The sequence below is a fragment of the Ramlibacter sp. bp-362 genome (assembly GCF_054956735.1).
In genome coordinates this window covers 1-18,491 of record NZ_JBUDXE010000002.1, presented here as the reverse complement: position 1 = coordinate 18,491, position 18,491 = coordinate 1, and the positions used below count along the sequence as shown (strand labels likewise).

Sequence of the window (18,491 nt, the reverse complement as noted above, 5' to 3'; positions counted from 1 at the left end):
AGCAGCCAGAAAGCGATGGCGAACATGATGGCCCCGATCGCACCAAACACTGGCCCAGGTGGCGATGGTCTTCTGGGCCTGAACGTTGTCGCTGAAGTTGCGCTCCAGCCACTTCTGCATGAACGATCCTTCCAATTGCTGATCCGCAGGGGACTGCGAATTGTTTGCGGACGCTGCTCGCCGGTCTCCGCACCGAACGCGGTTGATTCGCCGGGCGCACACCCTTTGCACGCACAACGTCCACCTGCTCGGCGTGGGCCATGGCGAAGGCGCAGGCGGCGGCCCGCCGCCTGCTTCTCCAAACGCGCCCACAGACGATGGTACCGAAGCATGCGCAATCAAACTGCCGGCGTCTTGATCGTCGCCCGGCGCGCGACCCGCAGCAGCACTCCCATGAGGACCGCGCTCACAAGGAGATAGGCATCCGAGTTGGTCTTGCTTTGGATTCTTTGCAGCGGCAGGGCTGACAACGCAAGGCGCGCCGCCTTGGGGGCTAAGAGCGGCATGTCTGGGCGTGAGCGCCACACACCCGCAGACGTCCGTTGCGACCGTTGGGTGGCACCGGGCTGTGGGGGATGGCAAGGGACGCGAGCCGACGAACGGCAGTCCCAGCTGGCCCCGATCGTTTGCGCGCAGCGGCAAGCCTCGTCAACATGACAGGCGTTGCGTGGCGGTGGCCACCCTCGTCGTGCCCACCGGGACACGACCATCACCCGAGGCGAACCGGCGTCCCGCCGGATCGCAGCACCTGCCGAAGTCGATCCGGACTCCCGGTCATCGTGCATCTCCACGCCTGGGCCCCTGTGCAAAGGCGTTCCCTCAACTGGCTCACGCCGCTCGCTCGACGAGCGCGTGGGCCAATCCTTTACCTGAGGCCAACCCATGAACATTCTGAACAAGGACCCCGTGTACCTTCCTGGCCCGCAGGGCGGCAACTCGCCTTTGCCCCCGCACGACCTGCCGCTGCAGCGGCCGCTCGCACCGCGCAAGTTGTGGCTGCCCTCCATCAAGAGCTCGGAGCATGCGCTGGGCAGCCACTTCCTGACGCCGTGTCCAGCGAGCGAGTTGAGGGTCGCCGCGGCCACGCAGCGCTGGTTGCACTGAGCCACTGTGCGCCGTGCTGCATACTCAACCGAAAAAGGGCCGCCCCATAAGGGCGGCCCTTTTTGTTTGTGCTTCCCAAGTCCTTGCCTCCGTGGCGGCTGCCCTGACGGTTTGGCCCAAATTGAAGGCAGGAGCAAGCGTGGGCCAACAGTGGATTGGGCGGATGCACACGTGCTGCAAGTGCAGAACTCACCGCCAAATGGGACGCAGGCAGGCGAGCGTGGCGGCCAACTGCCGTATCCTCTGCCATGTCTGTGCCGCAGGGGTGCCCCGGCGTTCTTGCATTTCGTCGGCGAGGCTTGCCAGCAACCCCATGGGAGCTTCGTCCAGCAGTGCGCGAATGTGCGGTCTGTATTCGGCGGCGGGAATTCCTGTCGCCAACGACTCGGCCAGCGCCTGAGGTGGCATGCGATCTCTAAAGCTCGTGGATGCACTTCGCGATGCAACGGACATTGCGCATTGCGTTCCTCGACGCCGCCGCCGACCTCCCATGCCCCCGAGCGCCAGGCCAACGGCATTTGCGATGCTCTCCGCATCCGAAAGGCTCACATCCTCGCTCGTCGCATCAAGCACCTTCCGCACAGTGTCGTCGTTGCCAACCGAGAGCTCTGACAGCCGCCGTGGCGTGAGGCCAATCTCTTGGCAACGCTGCCTCACGACGCGCGCGAGTTCATGCGGAAGGGGCATTTGATGCGCCTAAAGGAGCGCTTTTCGCAACCGGATGACCAGGCAAGGCTAGCGGCGGCGGACTTGCTCCTGGACTGCGAGATCCGAAATTCCGCGCGCCGGATCGCACGCAATCACGCGTCCCGGAAAGCTCGGGGGGAACTCACGGCTGTCGTGGTCGAGCACGATCCAGGAGGTGACATCAGGTCGTGACTGCAGGAAATGGAGAATCGAACTCGCTTTGAAGCCCGGCTCAACGCGGCCGACCACACGTGACCCGAGGGGCCCGAGGAAGTCCCGCAGCTGCTCGAGCTCAAACCTCTGGGCCCACGACGAGTGCACCGCAATCCCCAAATCCGAAGCCTCGAAAGAGGCGCGGTCAACTGCGCAACCCACTCGAACGGCTGTGATTCGGCCGGCTTCGTAGGGGCTGGGTGCGGCACACCGTCAAAATCCAGGAATACCAAGCGCACACGTCACCTCGCGCAAGGCGCCCGACCGACATGGGCGGACCGGGTGAATCAGGGAGATCGCTCTTGTAGGCGCCACTATTTGTCGCCGGAACGTGCTTGAGAGGCCATCCAAGGTGTGTGCTGCAAGGCGAACGGGAACGACGCCTTTCAACATGTCCGCCCGCGCGCAGATGCAGCGTGCGACGGCAGTGGCCATCACTTTGTGCGCGTCGCCCCCAGGGGACGGGCAAGCAGCCTACGTTGCTCGCGCTCCATTTGGCGCCGGACGCGGCGCACCTCGTGCAAGGCGCCCCGTGCCGCGCCGACGAAAGGTGCCGCGTACAAGCGCAACGAATATCGCGCCGTGACGACGGCCTGCTCGAAAACCGGGTTCATCGAAACGCTCCTGCAAGTAGCCTAGCGCAGCCGCATGGCCCGTCAATCCCTCATTGTGTGACCCTGGCTGCAGAAAGAGGTCGCAAACGCAAAGTTTCGAGCCGTTCTGTAAGGCGCGTGGTCCGCGCAAGTCAGCAGTTGAGGCCGAGCGATGGATTGGGAAGACGCTGCGATCCGACAGGCAAGTCCAAAATTGAAGTGGCACCCGTGATGCACGCTGCAGGTTCGAAAGTTCCTAATGTGCATAATCCGCGACATGCCCGACATCGCCACTGCGCTGAAATCCGAAATCGCGAGGATTGCCCGCAAAGAGATCCGTGCCGAGCTGGCTGCCCTGAAAAGGGCGGCTGCGCAGCATCGCTCGCAGATTGCGGCCCTGCGCCGATCCATTGATGCGCTGGAGCGGTCCGTGAAGAGCGCGGCCAAGGCAAATGCCAAGTCCACCAACGCAGCCTCTCGCCGTCGCGTCGCTTCGGATGGTGACGATGAGCAGCAGCCACTAAGGTTTCGCGCGGACGGGCTGGCCAACCACCGCAAACGTCTCGGCCTGTCTGCGGCGGACTTCGGCAAGCTGCTCGGTGTTTCGGGGCAATCGATCTACAAGTGGGAATCGGGCGAGGTGAGGCCGCGACGCGCGCAGCTCGAAGCGATCGCTGCGATCCGAACAATGGGAAAGCGCGAAGCCTTGGTTCGCCTGGAGCAGCAGGCCTCGTGAGCTACGTCGGAGCGGTGGTCGACGCTGCAAAGCCCGCCTGAGCCGGCTTGGATCCTAGTCCGGAGGAATTTGGCTGGAAGCCTCCGCGCCGCAATACCGCCCATCCTAGCTACGGCCGCAGGGCGCCGCTGGACACGGCGATTCGCGAGGGCGCGCCGCACGGACAATCCGGGCGCGGCGCCCCTGCCAAGCGCGACGTCGCGTGACTGCCCTTCTGCCGGGACCGCGTTGCCGCAACGTGCCGGCCTTTGCGCCAGAGCGCATCCATGATGCATCGCGTATGGCTCGAACTCATGCACTTCCCGCCGGAGCCCGCGCAACTTCAGCTTTCGTCCTACGAGCCTGGTCACGAACAGAGCCCGGAGCATGATCGAGCATACATGCCGGCGGCTTCCAATCGAGAAGATCTTGGCATTCACGTGACGTGCCACTCCGCCGTTTCTGAAGCGAAGCGGCGCCCCCGTCCTGGTGGAGGATCACGACTGCGCATTCTGCTCGAGGCCCGGTCACACGACTTGAGCTCGCCGATGGCCTGACCAAGCGTTCGCCTGCAGACTAGATGCTCCGCATCTGTGCCTGCCGTCGGCGCCAGCGCAGCATGCGCTCCCGCATCTGCATGCGGCAGCAGCGCAGGCCGACCCAAGCTAGCCGGTGAAACATGCCGTGATCTTGGGGGCTTCCGATCTTCGTGGCTGTGATGAGCATCACGCGACCAATTTCGCAACGCCCTCAATTCTGAGGGAAAGGTCGCTCCTAGGCCTTCCTCTTCTACAGCAACTAAGCTTCCGGGGCGCTCGGCTGGCTGCCGCGAGCCGAAGTGACGCTGTTCACAGCTCCTAACCTGCAGGGGAGCGCATGATCCGAGCGTGGACAGGTACTGCAAGGAGCAACAGCCAATCCGCGCGGCGGAGTACGTCCGCATGTCGACGGACCACCAGCGGTATTCGATCGCGAACCAGTCGGCCTTGATCCACGCCTATGCGGAGGCCAACGGTATGCAGATAGTGGAGTCGTATGCGGACCCAGGGCGCACCGGCTTGACGCTGCGGGATCGGCCAGGCCTGTCACGCCTCTTGGCCGCCATCATCGCTGGCGCCGCGAAGTTTCAAGCGGTGCTTGTCTATGACATGAGCCGTTGGGGACGATTCCAGGATGCAGACGAAAGCGCCCACTACGAGTTCCTTTGCAGACGAGCGGGGATCCGGGTCATCTACTGCGCCGAGCATTTCGGCGCTGATGGAACTCCCTTTGGCAGCGTCCTCAAAGCGCTGAAAAGGGCTATGGCCGGCGAGTACAGCCGCGAACTCTCGGTCAAGGTGGCCGCGGGTAAGGCCCGAATTGGGCGGATGGGCTACCGGGTCGGGGGAATCGCCGGCTACGCCTTGCGCCGGCAAGTACTGGAGGATGGCAGGAATCCCGGGATGATCCTGCAGGACCACCAGCGCAAGTGCATCCAGTCGGACCGCGTCACCCTGGTGCCGGGCCCGGAAGAGGAGATCCGAGTCGTCAAGCGCATCTACCGGGATTACATCTACCTGCGCAAGAGCGAACGGGAAATCGCAGCAGACCTAAACGCCGAGGGACGCACCTGCTTCGACCGACGCTGGTCCCGCAACCTCGTACGGACCATCCTGGCTAACGAGAAGTACATCGGCAACAACATTGTGGGCCAGTTCTGCCAGAGACTTCGCACCCGGCAAATCGTCAACCCACCTGAGACATGGATCCGCTGCGATGCCGCTTTCGCACCAATTGTCCCGAGAGAGCTGTTCGAAGCGGCCAGCCGCGTGCGTCACTTCAGCCAGAAGACATACGTATCGCAAGCCCAGATCCTTGAAGCCTTGAGACTAGTTCTGAAACGCGAAGGCAAGCTCACGACGGCCATCATCAACGCAGCTCCAGAGCTGCCCTCAGCGAACACGGTGATCATGCGTTTCGGGACTCTCAGTCAAGCTTACGAGAAGATCGGATATCAGCTCCGTCCTCGATTCGACTTTCATCAGGTGAATCGAGCGCTCCAAACAGTGCGTGGCGAGGTGGAACAGGCACTCCGCCAAGAACTCCAGAAGTTCGGGCGGCGCTCCAGTGGAGAGCCGCGGGGGCTGATCGCATTCGAGGACGTCGAAGGGCATACCACCGTCGAAGTTGTTTTGTGCCGCTTCCAGCGCTCCCACTCGTATCGCGCGGGTTGGCGCGCCGCGTACCAGCGCAACTTGGGTGCGCACGTGCTGTTGGCCTGCAGAATGACTCCCGGCAACGATGGGATCCGCGACTATTTGCTTTTATCCATGGGCGTGCTCGCTCGACTGCCGGTCTTCATGCGCCCACGCGACGATCCCATGCTCGCGCCCTACCTCCACAAATCGCTGGAATCTGCTGCACGTGCGCTTTGTGATGTGTCAGCCCGCCGGTGACTCGGTAATGCCGTCCTCCGCGAGATCCACCCCACCGATTCGGGCTGCGCAATACGTGCGGATGTCCACGGATCAGCAAGACCTCTCGATAGCCATTCAAGAGCGCGCGATTAGCGAGTACGCAGACATCCGCGGCATCGCCATCGTCGCCACATACCGAGACGAGGGGCGCAGCGGCCTCAGTATCAAGCTCCGAGCAGGAATGCAGCAGCTTCTTAAGGACGTTCTGTCCGATGACTGCGGCTTCTCCATGGTTCTCGTGTATGACGTAAGTCGATGGGGTCGCTTTCAGGACACCGATGCCGCGGCGTATTACGAATATCACTGCCGTCTGCATGGCGTCCAGGTCCACTATGTGGGCGAGATCTTTTCCTCGGACCCAAGCCCGACGACGGCGCTGCTTAAGAGCATGAGACGCGTGATGGCCGCTGAGTACAGCCGGGAACTGGCTTCCAAGTCGCGCGCCGGCCAGAGCAGGGTCGTGGAAATGGGCTACCAAATGGGACTCCTGCCATGTCTCGGATTCAGGCGAGTTGCGGTCTCTGCCGATGGAGCTCGGAAGCGAGTGCTGGAAGCGGGCGAGCGAAAACCAGCACCGACGGACCGAGTACGTTGGGTCCTGGGCCCAGAGCACGAGGTGGAGCTCGTTCGGACGATCTTTCACCTGTACACGACCACTAAACTATCGATGCAGCGAATCGCTGATCTGTTGAACAGCCAGGGCGAGGTCACTTCACGCGGGACGAGATTTTCCGAGGCTGGGATTGGCCTTCTTCTCGGGTGCGAAGCGTATGTCGGGGATTTCGTCTGGGGTCGCAATGCCCATAGCGCGCGTTCATGCCGACGTGCGGATGACGATGCGGAACTCAGCCGGAAAGTGGCAGTGCTGCCGGCCATCGTTGATCGCGAAACATGGGAGCGCGCCAAGCGAAAGCGACAAGATCCCACCGCATGCAGGCTCTCGGATCGAGAGGTTCTCCAGTCGTTGCGCAATGCGCTTCGCCGGCAGCCCAACCTAAAGGAAAGAGACCTTCCGCTCTACGGATGCCAGTCGGCCGCAAATTACCGCAGGCGGTTCGGCTCCTTTCTTGCCGCTGCGCAACTCGCCGTGGCAAATCGTCGCAACGGACTGGCTGAGGTGCGGAATCGAATGCGGGCTACGCGAGGCTTGGTCGAGCGCTTCATTCACGACTTGCTGGCTTTACTGCGTGGCGCAGATGTTCCCGCGATTCGGCTCCCCCATCAATGCGCGATCCTCCTTCAGGGTCGAAGCCGCGTAGTTGTTCAGATCCTCTGGCGCAAGGACGTTGCGGGCAGGCCGCGATGGCAGATCAAAAAGCGGACCTGCGGCGACTGCCAGTACGTGCTGTTCGTGCGGATGCAAGATGCCCGAGGTGCGGCCGACTTCGTGCTTGTAACGGCACCGGAGTACGAAGCCTCTCCGTGGTCACTAGAGCTTGAGCCTGCCTGTGGGGTTCGGTGCTGCACGGGACTGGAGCTCCTGGCGACCCTAGGCGTGCGAATTCAATAGAACTCGAGTGTTTTCCGGACGACTCACCATTTGCTGAACAACGTGCCCGAGTGGCGCATAGCGCGCGGCAGGGCTAAGGCGGCTAGCGTCAAGAGTTGGCGCGCTTGTCATGCTGCGTCCCGCGTGTGGAGGTATTTGCGTACCACCGAGGTTTGCTACGGACATTGCCTACGCAGGCGAGTGCCGACTTGAGACTCTCCCAAGAGAACTACGGCGCTAAGCAATCCGCCTAGCAATTCGGAAGGAAATGGCCCTTCGCGCAGCCAAGCCCGGCCGTAGCATTTCGCAACATGTACTCCCAGACCCTTTTGCCGCCTTCGGCTGATCGCGCAACCGCTCTTCTGCGGACAGGCGCAGCCGCCGGGATGTCGGGAGTCCGCTTGGATGTTCGTGACAGCTGCACGAACGTGAACCAGCCCGCTTCGCTCGGAGGACTCTAGGATGCCTGCAGTGGAACACTTGGCCGTCGCTGACGCCGAGGACCTTTACAAGCAGCTGCTGCGAAAGGAGCGGGCTGCATGGGATGCACTTTTTGCCGGGCCCCACGATTCCCATCAACTCAGGATCTGGCGGCGCTCGATTGCTGCGGCCAACCACGCGCGTGCAGCCTTTCTCGAGTCGACCTCTCCTCGACGCAAGGGGACGAACGAAGCGAACGAAGCCGAAGGTCATTCCTCGGCGAAAGGTCCGCTCAAGGATGCCATCCAGTGGCAGAAGGCGGCGTGGGCTGCTTACGAACATAGCCTGGCGTCGGGCTCAGCCGAAGCAGTCCGGCTGCAGGGCGTATGGCTGGAGGCCATCGCTCGCGTGCGCCGTGCTCGCAGCTTGGTTCACGCGCAAGTAGCCCCGACGGCAGCAGCCGTGTAGTGGTCCTCAAGCCCGGAGTTGGCCATGTCCAGGATTTATCTTCATTCCATCGAGCGCGATTTCGCGCCAACGCAGGTGATGCCGGAGCCCGCGTACCTCGGCCGACGTTTGCAGCCAGGAAGACTCACGTACCTTGACTGCAGATGCGATTGCAAGAAGTGGGTTCGGATCCCAAGGCTTTCCCGGATGCGGGTCGTTCCGTTTTTCCGCCTCTATCGCTGCCTCCATTGCGGCCTGAGAGTGTTCCGGCCCCGGGTCCAGCAGCGAGGCCTGTACTCCGCCGTCTACATGCCGCCGCGGCCCCTTCCTGCGACGGCCGCTTCTCGCGTACTCCGCCGCTACGCCTGACGGTGGCATTTCAACCTGGAGACGTCATGCAATTCATCCGCCGCCTGTTCGGCACTCAAAAGCCGGGCGCAGCCCCCGGACGAGCCGGAGCACCGGCCACCATGCAGCAGCACGGCACCCGGCATGAACTGGTGAAGATGGCTGTGAGGGATGTGCTCAAGAAGCACGGCATCCCGACGACGTGGGTCGCTTGTGAAGTCTTGCCAGGCCATACGCGGGATCGCATTCGGGGCACGCACGTGCGCCTGGTCGTGAGAGAGTGGCTGCCCTCGCTGCTTCCCTACACGGTGTCGATCCAGCGTGCGATCCTCACGCGGCTCATTCGCATCGATCCCCTTTCGCCGGCGTGGTTTGCGGGCGTGTCCTGGCGGTATGACGTCGTGGATGACAGCACGTGCCCGGCGCTGCCGCCGCCGACACATGGCTGGCAGCCCAAGAAGGCCGATGCAGCCTCTGGCCCCTCAGCCCGCGATCGGCTGGAAGTGCAATTCCAAGCAGGTGCGAAAAGGCGGCCACATGAACCCGCAGAGTTCCTGGCCACGCAGCCGATGCAGGTGGGGTGAGCCTGACTTCATCGTTGACGAGGAGGAGCAATGGACGAGTGGTGGAACGTAGGGCAAAAAACATCTGTGCTGGCGGATCTTGGGCCGCTCCCAGAGGTGGTGGAGAGCAATAGCGAGACCGTGTGGCAGACATTCATGCAGCTCCAGGCGCACGAAAGAGCCGCATTCTCGAATACTGTCCCATCGCAGATGGCCGGCTTGTCCGAGTCCAGGGAACAGCCAGGACACGGATTTACCGTCGACGACGTCATGGCAGAAGTCAGGCGCTTCAATCGGATCTGCCCATCGGAGCCCCAGTGGAGCCGCTTGTGCTCGATCCTGCGTGAGGCCGTGGGGATGGACCCGCCAGCAGCCATCTGCGGAGCGGCGGCCCGAAGTACTCCGAAGCTGACGAAGCGGATTCGAGTTCGCGATCAAGTCGAATGGGCTGCGCAGAATGGCGCACTTCAGCTGATCGCTGCGTTTGTCTGCGCGCTCCCTGAAGACCAGTGGGTTCACATGGGGCAATGAATGGTGAGATGGAAGCATTGCGCCTGCGGCACCGGCGGCTACAAGAAGGTTCACCGCAGATGGTGGATGCGCACCTTCTTTCGTGGCCGGCAGCTTTACTGGTGTTCGCGTTGCTTCACACCCCTGCTGCTCCCAGCGACCTGAGCTGTTGGTGGAAGTGATTCGTCTCAGGATTCACTTCCGCCACGTGCGGCTTCGCTACGAGGGACGGGTGTTCGTGGGGCCGAGCCCGCTTTGCGCCTTCGCTCGTTCTTGATTCTTCATGCGATCCAACGCCGAATTGGAGCCTTCACCAGAATGGCGTTCAGCGTGGGTTTCCTCTGCCGAGTGCCGAGAACCCGTCTCTTCTGGCGTGCTGCGATCCGCTGATTGGGATGCACCGCCGCCTGGATACGCGGGCCCTGATTCTGGTCCGTGCCATGAAGCTAGGCGCAGCGGAATAGCGGGGCTGTGAGTCACCGCCGCGGATGGACGTCGGAATGCTGCTGACTCTGCCGTAAGGGCGCGAGGGCGGTCAGCGAGACTCTGCTAAGAAAGTGGAAAAGATCCTGGCGTATGACGGCAAGCGGCGGCGCGCCGCATGCGGTACTGCGCGCCAGAAGGGTAGGCGAGCCCTGTCGCGTGGCCACTTCCGTCGGTCGCTTCCCGGGATAGGGTTGCGCGCAGAACCCAAAGCTTCATCCGTTATGAGGATGCGGGGGTGGCCTTGTGGAGATAAACCCCTAACCCATGCTCTACGGATCTGCCATGAAGCACGCAGCTCTAATTGCGCTACTGGTCTCGACCGGTGCGATCGCGCACCCTGGAGGGCTCAATGGCGAGGGATGTCACAACAACAGGAAGACTGGCGAGTACCACTGTCATAGGGGCGGCGCGAGTGTCGCGCCGGCGCCTGATGTTTCAAGGTCAGAGCGGCCGGGCGACAAGGCATCACCGAAGACCGCCCCAGGCATGCCCACCTGTTTTGTGGGCCCGCGCGGAGGCACCTACACGATCACGAAGAGCGGACGCAAGAACTACAAAGGATGCTGACGGCAGAGACCGCTACTTTCCTGCTTGCTGGCCCGCGGGCGGTCGAGTCCCTTCCAGATCTGGCGATGAGCCCTCGCCGGCAGCGCGCTTAAGTACATCTGCACATTGCCCCAGTACGGCAGCACGCGTCTTGTCATCGATCGTGGCTTTATCAGCCTTCAATGCGCCAAGACATAGGTCCAATTGCTTGCTGGTCACTTGATCACGATCAGGTGAGACTCCGCGGAGCGCTCTCTTTTGCTTCATGCGCGAATTCATGAAGTGCGACTCTCCGGCGAGGATCGACTCGAAACAGAAGGCGGCAAAGGCGGATTGGCTTGCGAGGTATAGGTCGCGCAACTCCACCCCTCTTGTGTTGAGTAGGATGGACTGCTGTGACTGAAGATCCTTGATAGCCAACTCGTTGGCAGTAATGGACTGATCTATATATGCCAACTTCTTTAGGACTTCCCGCTGCTTTTCCGATGGGGGAGTGTTAGGAGGCGGAGCGGTCCCCAGCTCAATCGTTAGACCCGTCCTGTCAGCTTGCATGGCTGCTATGCTCTTTCGGATTTCATTGATTCGTGCAGGAATTTCATAGGCTTGGGTCCGCGTCTCGATCAGGCGTCCATTTATGGAGTTCAGGAAGGCTTGAGCGCGTGGACTCTCATTGTTCAGACGTTCGACGCCGATGATGCAAGCATCGACGAGTGGGTCGATCCCGTCGTCGTCAATGTAGTTCTTGTGGATTTCGCCGACCGATTGCACTTCGGCAGACTGCCCCGTCTTGTTCAGCGATCCGAAGGCGCTGCCTGCAGCCGTAGAGGCTTGAGCCACTTGCCGCTCCATTGCAGTGAGCTTCGCAACCTCACCGTCCAGAGCTGCCGCAGCCACGCTGATCTCGTCCTTCTTCGGCTCAGTCGCCTGCGATGCCGCCACCAACTTGGCCGAGGCGGTCTTTACTGCTTCCTTCTGCTTCGTCAGATCCGGGTCAGAGACTCCGGCGGTCGCGCTCGTGCCTCCAATTAAGGCAAGTGCACGGCCGAATGCGCCTGCGGCCATCTCGTTGGACAGCAGCGACATCATGGTCTTGTCGTTCCTGGCCATGAGGAGCGTATAAGCGGCCTCATTGATGGCCCCGTTCGCATACGCCTCGCAGGCCCGGTACATGCGGTCGCGCAATAGTTGGACAACTGCTAGGCGTTCGCCGAGCTGCGCAACGCTTGCGGCGGAACTGCGCGAGAACTGGCCGCCTAGACTCTTGTCTACTGGATCTGCAGCTCCGGCCTTGAGGCTGACGCTCAGTCCAGCACTGATCGCGTCGGAAAGCGCTTGAGCCACGTCTGGGCTGGGCTCAGCACAAACGATCCGGCGCGTCGTATTGGTGCGTGAGTCCGTCCGACTCAAGGACAGTATGGCCCGCTGCTTTGCATCCGTCACCAGGCTAGAGCCCGTGACATCTGCGGACTGGTTGAAGAAGTGCGGTGTGGAGCACCCGGCGAGGAGGAGGGCAATAGCCGACAGTGACCAAACTGGATGCATATAGTCTCCCTCGTATGCCGAGCGGCAGTTCCACGGCCCTCGCGAAGGCTAGTGGCAGTCTGTGACTGATCGCTTCGTCCATTTGGGGGATGTTCTTGCGGTGTTGCCGACCGCAGAAGCGAGCTGGTGCGGTGCCCGCGGATCCCCTTCGCGCAAAAGGGCGCACCGGGCTAGGCTTCCCGGGGAAGGGCGCTTCGCCTGGTGGCGTCGTGGCGCCAATGATCAAAATGCCAAGACGCTGCAGCGCGCCGCCTTCCCCCGCATGCCCAATGGGAAGGGTGAACCGTCAAGACCAACGGTCAGCATGGCGTCGAGTTCGGGGACCGCATGCCCGTGGCTGTGGGCGAGGGCTAGCGATCGGGTCCGCACTACGCACGGCGGTGACCGAGTTCAAACCCGGCAGCCATCTCGCCGTAATTCCGAAGTTCGCCAATCTCGAACTTTTTTCTCATTCAGATCTGAACCACTCCTCTCAATGGGGGAGCAGTCCTGCGGAGTCGTGTTGCAACCTCGACACGGCTAGGCGCCTAATGCCCAAAAGCCTATTTACAAGCTACTTTACGCGTAAGAAAGTGCGTCAGTCGAATCAAAAAGAGAAATTGCAGTGGAGGGAGAGGGACTATCGAAGCCGGAGTTTGTCTGGGCGTTGGGATCTTGCTGCACGCTCGCGCGCAAGCCGTTTGACGCGCAGCTCGTCTTGCAGCGGCATCTGCCGCCCTACTGCGTTGCCAGCCTCGTCGAGGCGGCTCGGGAGCTTGGCTTCGGCGCAAACGTACGCGCCGTTAGGGCCAATGAGCTGGCATTGCTCCGCGGTTCCATCCTTTTGCTCGCCGCCACTGACACTTCAGCCGGCCGCACGGGCCTACTGGTTGCCGCCGACGAAGCGACAGTGACGTGGATTCCTGCCGGCGCCACCGAGCCTGTGACCGAACGGGTCGAAGAGTTTGGTCAGCGCTTCACCGACTGGGTCATCGACTTACGGCCGCAAGCCGAAGCCGCCAATGACCCCGATCAGCAAGCCGCCGCGACTGCCTTTGGTTTCCACTGGTTTGTGCCTGAGCTATTAAGGCATCGCAAGGTCTGGCGAGACGTGCTAGGTGCCAGCTTGGTCCTGCAACTTCTAGCGCTAGGGCTGCCACTCTTCACGCAGGTCATCATCGACAAGGTCGTGGTGCACCAGACCGAGAGTACGCTGATCGCCATCAGCATCGGCATGGGGATCTTCATGGCCGCGACGGCCATTCTGACCTGGGTGCGGCAATATTTGGTGCTGCATACAGGGAACCGCGTCGATGCGGTATTGGCCGCCACGGTCTTTGACCACCTCTTCAAACTGCCACCGCGCTACTTTCAGAACCGTCCCACGGGCGTGGTCGCAGCGCGTCTGCATGGAGTGGAGACAATCCGCGAATTTGTGAGCTCGGCAGCCGTGACGTTGATCTTGGATATCCCCTTTCTGCTAATTGCAGTAGCGGTGATGTTCTACTACGCGGTCCCTCTAACTCTCTTGGCTCTAGGGATTCTGGCCGTCATCGCATTGCTCTCCGCCTTGGTCGCGCCGATATTCCAGCGCCGACTGAATGAGCAGTTCATGCTCGGCGCGCGCAACCAGGCCTTCCTCACTGAATACATCGCAGGCTTTGAGACGGTGAAGAGTTTGCAATTCGAACCACAACTCAAGGCCAAGTACGCCGGCTATCTGGCCAGCTTCCTCCATTCAGGGTTTCGCACCAAGCAGATTGGCAATACTTATAACGTCGTGGCTTCCACGCTGGAGCAGTTGATGACGCTGCTAATCCTAGTGGTGGGCGCGTGGATCGTCATGCATCCGGCCACAGGTGGCAAGGGCGTGTTCACTATCGGCATGCTGGTAGCTTTCCAGATGTTCGCCGGCAAGCTTAGCCAGCCCGTGATGCGGCTGGTCGGGCTCTGGCAGCAATTCCAGCAGTCACGACTTGCCGTGGCGAGGCTAGGTGACTTGATGAACGCTCCCATCGAACCCTACAGCCTCACGCCGTCACGCAAAGGTCAAGGCAACGGACGCATCGAAATCGCGGGTGTCTCGTTCCGTTATGGACTCGACCGGCCGTTCCTCTACGAAAACCTCACCTTGGAAATCCAGCCCGGCAAAACGGTGGCGATCATGGGTCCTAGCGGTAGTGGCAAAAGCACGCTGGCCAAATTGCTACAAGGTTTTTACTGGCCCACCGAAGGGCAAATCAAGGTGGACGGAATCGACATCCGGCACCTGAGCGCCAATGAGCTGCGCGCCAATTTCGGCGTGGTGCCGCAAGAAACAGTGCTGTTCTCGGGGACCATCTACGAAAACTTGGCCATGGCCAACGCGCACGCCACATTTGAACAAGTGGCGCAGGCGTGCAAAATGGCCGAGATTCACGCGGCCATCGAGGCGTTGCCGCAGGGCTACCAGACGCCGATCGGCGAGCGCGGGGCGGGCTTGTCCGGTGGACAAAAGCAGCGACTCGCAATTGCGCGGGCCCTCCTGAAGCGACCGAAGGTGCTGATCTTCGATGAGGCCACTAGTGCGCTTGATGCGGGAACGGCCGAGCAGTTCGCACAGACCATCAACGCGCTGAAGGGCAAGGTGACGATGGTCTTTATTACCCACGCGATTCCCAAGGGCCTAAGGCTAGATGAAGTAGTTCATCTTGACGCGCGCGGCGCAAAGGCGATGCGTGCCGCCGCCACAGGGGAAGCAAGGCCCAGAAGTCGATTAAATGATAGCGCTAACCCCTAAGCGAGGCCAGTGTAGGAGCGTTCTCGTTCCGCCTGGAGCCTCATTGCACCCGCCGTCGCTCATCGCGTGAAACCTGCAAATGAAGACTCAGGTGATAGTCGAGAAACAGTCAGTCCGTACGTTATTCATGACGGTGTCCCATAAAACAGAGGGGAGGACTTACTACCTGAGCTCGATCTGCTGCGTTGCGCTGCTGCTGGCTAACGCACTATTCCCAGACCTCGCAAGCACCAGCCGCGGCGGTGCCGCTAAATGGATTGCGATCTGGGCCATCATGCCGATACTTTCATTCCTCTGGTATGTCCGCCTACGGCAGATGATCAATAGTGAGGCCGCAATTTCGAGGCTGCTACGAACTCTTCTCTTTCTTGCGCCCCTAGTGGTGCTCGTGTACTTCAACTATCAGCGAGCAAGATGAAGATCGGCACCTTATTAGTGAACGTTGCTAACATCAGCGCGATTACTCTGCCCATTGCGGGACACTTCGCGGGCCGCTTCGAGTACATGGAGCTGTTGCTCGTAAGTAGCTTGGTTACCCTGTCTACGACAATAGGCACCTCGGCATTTTGGGCGCGGCGATGCGGGCGGATTCTGGATCAGAACGTACCTGCCGAGAAGATAGCTGGGTTAAGAGCTGCAAGCCAGAAATGCCTAGGTGATTTGTGCCTTATACCGTCCGTCAATCTGCTGCCGGTATCGGACGGCATATGGGCAACGTCCGTCAGGCGCCATGGAGCTACCGTAAGAGCCGCGCTCGCTTCTTCAGAGGACGGTCTGCACTTCGTCATAGGTGCGCTCTCGCTACTGGGGATGTACGTCGGCCTCTCCGGAGACTTCGGAATCGCATTCGCTCGCCTCGCAGAGCGCACTGGGGGAGTGGCTGTAATGCAGGCGTTGATCGTCAGCGCCTCAGCTTGGGCATCGATGGTCTTTTTATTCGGGGGATTCTTCCGTCTTTTCGCAAACAGGAGGAGCATGTGACTGCAGGACAAGCGTACTTTTACTTCAATAACGGCGTGGTTGCAGTCCGCGCGGGCCCCGAAGCCATGCAGGCGCTACGAAGCATCGCCGACGACGTTGCGACCAGGCTGAATGAGCTCAAAGATGTTGCTGATCAAGCAGATTTGCTACTCAAAGAAGCCCAAGCCGTCATCGACGCCGCAGCAGGCTCGGATCGCTTGCTCGATTCAGTCACTGCCGTTGGCGCGGTCGGCTTTGGCATAGGACTAGGGGCTGCCATCGGGGGAACAGGAGTAATTGCCGTCGCAGGTGGTCTCGCAGTTGGCGCCGCTGGCGACTTCCTTTACAGGGAGGCGATAACGGCCGCGAAAGGAATAGGGCAAAGAGCTGGAGAGGCGGCGTTTGACCTTTGGGGGCCGCAGGCCCGATTCGACCCAATAGTGCGCCGCCCAGGAGCTCCAACATCGCCGCCGACATACAGGATCGTCTACATCGATCCCCTTGCCATTGATCTGGACGGCGACGGAATTGAAACCCTCGGCATCAATGGTCCGTCGACAGTGATGTTCGACCATGATGCAGACGGACTCCGTACCGGAACCGGCTGGCTGAAGTCGGATGATGCCTGGCTCGCCCGAGATCTGAACGGTAATGGTCAGATTGATAGCGGTGCCGAGCTGTTCGGCGACCAAACACAGCTTCCCAACGGTCAAAAGGCAACATCCGGCCTTGCCGCATTAGGCGCACTCGACTCCAACGGTGACCAAAGGATTGATGCACAGGACGGTGCCTTTGCAGAACTCAAGATTTGGCAGGACCTAAACCAAAACGGTTTGACGGAGTCAGGCGAACTCAAGACGCTGTCAGAGGCCGGGCTCACTGAGATCGGCCTGCAACCCAACGCGCCGACCAATGGCAACCTTATTCAGGTGGATGGAGGGCGCTATAACGCGAGCAGTGCAGTAAACGTCACGCATGCGGACGGCAGCGTGACCACGGCCGTCGATCTCAGTACCGTACAGGATGGTTTCTACAGCCAGTACGGTGAGCCCGTTGCAGTACCTGAAAGCTTGATGGGGCTCCCCAGCCTCAAGGGGATGGGACGTTTGCGGGACTTGCGCGAGGCAGCTGCGCTTTCGCCCGCGCTTGCAGAGTTGCTTGCCCAGTACGCTACTGGGACGCGTGCTCAGCAAAAGGCGCTCATTCAAGAGTTGCTAACTGAGTGGGCCAAGACAGATCCCCTCTTCCAGCAACCGGTGCTCGAGGACAGGTACTCGTGGGGACTACGGACCCTGGACTCGCCTAATGTCATCTATGTCAGGCGCAGCCAAGCGGCAAGTCTGACCAGCTTTCTCCAGCCGCCGACACCGGTGACGGTTGAAGCGGACTTCGCACGCGACGTGCGGGTGATGGATGCACTGCGGGGCACCGTCTCAGGCGTGTTTTTCGCAAGAAGCGGCATCAATTGGCGCGCAGAGTATCAGGAGCAGACCACGGCGATCGAAGAGGCCCTCTACGACAGCCTGCTCTCTCAGACTCGCCTGAAGCCGTATTTGGATGCTATCGAGATGAACATCGACGATAGCGGCGTTCGCTTCGATTTCACGGCGCTCAATGTGCTGATGGACACGAGGTATCGGAGCGATGCTAAGGAGACCACGCTGGACCTCGCGGAACTGGTCAAGACACAAGGCTCCAGTTTGATCGAGCTGGGTTGGCAGGGCGCAACAGAAAAGCTGCGCGGCTGGGTGGATGCCTATTCTGCTGATGCCCAGTTCCAAGCAGAACTGCAATCTTTAGGCGTCAAGCTGCTAGGAGGCGATAGCCGTGGAACGGCTAAAGCCGATATCCTGCTCGGCAAGGCTACGTGGGATCAGCTTACCGGTAGAGAAGGTGGCGATGTTCTAGACGGCGGAGCAGGCAACGACATGTTGTCTGGTGATGCCGGCGATGACGTACTTCTGGGTGGTCAAGGCAACGACGCGCTGTATGGCGGTGCCGGCAATGATCTGCTCGATGGCGGATCGGGCGACGACCTGTTGCGCGGCGGCTTAGGTAGTGATGTTTACCTGTTCGGACGGGGCAGTGGGCGCGACTACATCAGCAATCGGCCGAACGATGGCGCGCCGCATGTGGCGGAGAGCGACGCGGCCAGCACCGCGGACGTGTTGCGCTTCAAGGAGGGCATTCACGCTTCCGATTTGCAGGCGACCCGCCAGGGTGACGATCTGGTCCTAAAGATCCGGGGCGCCGCCGATGAGGTGACTTTGGGCGGATTCTTCCAGGGCAACGTCATCAATCACAGCGTCAGTGTTGATCTGATTGAGTTTGCCGACGGTACTGTCTTCACTGATGCGGACCTGAGCGCAAGGCTCTACGCCGGGAGCGAAAGCAACGACACGCTCTACGGCACGGAAGCCGCCGAGGTCATGAACGGCGGCGCTGGCGCCGACGCGCTGTATGGCGCCGGTGGGGCCGACACGCTGTTGGGCGGCTCGGGCGCGGACTACCTGCGTGGCCAGGGCGGCACCGACACGCTGGACGGCGAGGCTGGCAACGACACCATGCAGGGTGGCACGGGCAGCGACGTGTATCTGTTCGGCCGGGGTGACGGCAACGACCTGCTGCGCAACCAGCAGCGGGACTTCACCTAC

General features: G+C 61.1%; 13 protein-coding genes. 11 read left to right on the top strand and 2 right to left on the bottom strand.

What is annotated here, in order from left to right; genetic code table 11:
* Window positions 1-882 precede the first annotated feature (882 nt).
* On the top strand, window positions 883-1,104 hold the full coding sequence (locus ACY0MJ_RS02575; protein WP_462636713.1) for a hypothetical protein: 222 nt from the start codon (window positions 883-885) through the stop codon (window positions 1,102-1,104).
* A gap of 735 nt (window positions 1,105-1,839) precedes the next feature.
* Here the strand turns inward: ACY0MJ_RS02575 and ACY0MJ_RS02570 are convergent.
* Window positions 1,840-2,166, bottom strand: coding sequence for an HAD domain-containing protein (locus ACY0MJ_RS02570; protein WP_462636712.1), 327 nt, complete (start codon window positions 2,164-2,166; stop codon window positions 1,840-1,842).
* A 708-nt stretch (window positions 2,167-2,874) separates the two neighbouring features.
* On the opposite strand from ACY0MJ_RS02570, the gene ACY0MJ_RS02565 reads away from it, so the two are divergent.
* The 7 genes from ACY0MJ_RS02565 to ACY0MJ_RS02535 all read left to right on the top strand — a co-directional run bounded on the left by ACY0MJ_RS02565 (window position 2,875) and on the right by ACY0MJ_RS02535 (window position 10,598).
* Window positions 2,875-3,333, top strand: coding sequence for a helix-turn-helix domain-containing protein (locus tag ACY0MJ_RS02565; protein WP_462636711.1), 459 nt, complete (start codon window positions 2,875-2,877; stop codon window positions 3,331-3,333).
* Window positions 3,334-4,199: 866 nt separating this feature from the next.
* Window positions 4,200-5,747, top strand: a complete 1,548-nt coding sequence (locus tag ACY0MJ_RS02560; RefSeq protein WP_462636710.1) for a recombinase family protein — start codon at window positions 4,200-4,202, stop codon at window positions 5,745-5,747.
* On the top strand, window positions 5,728-7,278 hold the full coding sequence (locus ACY0MJ_RS02555) for a recombinase family protein (protein WP_462637087.1): 1,551 nt from the start codon (window positions 5,728-5,730) through the stop codon (window positions 7,276-7,278). The genes ACY0MJ_RS02560 and ACY0MJ_RS02555 overlap by 20 nt, the downstream gene beginning before the upstream one ends.
* Window positions 7,279-7,719: 441 nt before the next feature.
* A complete protein-coding gene (locus ACY0MJ_RS02550) occupies window positions 7,720-8,145 on the top strand; it encodes a hypothetical protein (protein ID WP_462636709.1) in 426 nt (141 codons plus the stop codon).
* Window positions 8,146-8,519: 374 nt separating this feature from the next.
* On the top strand, window positions 8,520-9,056 hold the full coding sequence (locus ACY0MJ_RS02545) for a hypothetical protein (protein ID WP_462636708.1): 537 nt from the start codon (window positions 8,520-8,522) through the stop codon (window positions 9,054-9,056).
* Between the two features lie 30 nt (window positions 9,057-9,086).
* Window positions 9,087-9,566, top strand: coding sequence for a hypothetical protein (locus ACY0MJ_RS02540; RefSeq protein ID WP_462636707.1), 480 nt, complete (start codon window positions 9,087-9,089; stop codon window positions 9,564-9,566).
* Between the two features lie 729 nt (window positions 9,567-10,295).
* A complete protein-coding gene (locus ACY0MJ_RS02535) occupies window positions 10,296-10,598 on the top strand; it encodes a YHYH domain-containing protein (protein ID WP_462636706.1) in 303 nt (100 codons plus the stop codon).
* 12 nt (window positions 10,599-10,610) lie between these two features.
* Here ACY0MJ_RS02535 and ACY0MJ_RS02530 read toward each other — a convergent pair whose 3' ends face one another.
* Window positions 10,611-12,119, bottom strand: a complete 1,509-nt coding sequence (locus ACY0MJ_RS02530; protein ID WP_462636705.1) for a hypothetical protein — start codon at window positions 12,117-12,119, stop codon at window positions 10,611-10,613.
* 697 nt (window positions 12,120-12,816) lie between these two features.
* Between ACY0MJ_RS02530 and ACY0MJ_RS02525 the strand changes: the two genes are divergently transcribed.
* The 3 genes from ACY0MJ_RS02525 to ACY0MJ_RS02515 all read left to right on the top strand — a co-directional run.
* Window positions 12,817-14,877, top strand: a complete 2,061-nt coding sequence (locus tag ACY0MJ_RS02525) for a peptidase domain-containing ABC transporter (protein ID WP_462636704.1) — start codon at window positions 12,817-12,819, stop codon at window positions 14,875-14,877.
* A 414-nt stretch (window positions 14,878-15,291) separates the two neighbouring features.
* The gene (locus tag ACY0MJ_RS02520) at window positions 15,292-15,858 is read left to right on the top strand and encodes a hypothetical protein (RefSeq protein WP_462636703.1); all 567 of its coding nucleotides are present in this window, start codon (window positions 15,292-15,294) and stop codon (window positions 15,856-15,858) included.
* Window positions 15,855-18,491: calcium-binding protein (locus tag ACY0MJ_RS02515; RefSeq protein WP_462636702.1), on the top strand; the 2,637-nt coding region annotated here is incomplete at its 3' end. The genes ACY0MJ_RS02520 and ACY0MJ_RS02515, both read left to right, overlap by 4 nt.

Bases quoted from the DNA above. Each gene is read 5' to 3' on its own strand.
- ACY0MJ_RS02575 (WP_462636713.1), top strand. From the start codon at position 883: ATGAACATTCTGAACAAGGACCCCGTGTACCTTCCTGGCCCGCAGGGC.
- ACY0MJ_RS02565 (WP_462636711.1), top strand. From the start codon at position 2,875: ATGCCCGACATCGCCACTGCGCTGAAATCCGAAATCGCGAGGATTGCC.
- ACY0MJ_RS02555 (WP_462637087.1), top strand. From the start codon at position 5,728: ATGTGTCAGCCCGCCGGTGACTCGGTAATGCCGTCCTCCGCGAGATCC.
- ACY0MJ_RS02550 (WP_462636709.1), top strand. From the start codon at position 7,720: ATGCCTGCAGTGGAACACTTGGCCGTCGCTGACGCCGAGGACCTTTAC.
- ACY0MJ_RS02545 (WP_462636708.1), top strand. From the start codon at position 8,520: ATGCAATTCATCCGCCGCCTGTTCGGCACTCAAAAGCCGGGCGCAGCC.
- ACY0MJ_RS02540 (WP_462636707.1), top strand. From the start codon at position 9,087: ATGGACGAGTGGTGGAACGTAGGGCAAAAAACATCTGTGCTGGCGGAT.
- ACY0MJ_RS02535 (WP_462636706.1), top strand. From the start codon at position 10,296: ATGCTCTACGGATCTGCCATGAAGCACGCAGCTCTAATTGCGCTACTG.
- ACY0MJ_RS02530 (WP_462636705.1), bottom strand. From the start codon at position 12,119: ATGCATCCAGTTTGGTCACTGTCGGCTATTGCCCTCCTCCTCGCCGGG.
- ACY0MJ_RS02520 (WP_462636703.1), top strand. From the start codon at position 15,292: ATGAAGATCGGCACCTTATTAGTGAACGTTGCTAACATCAGCGCGATT.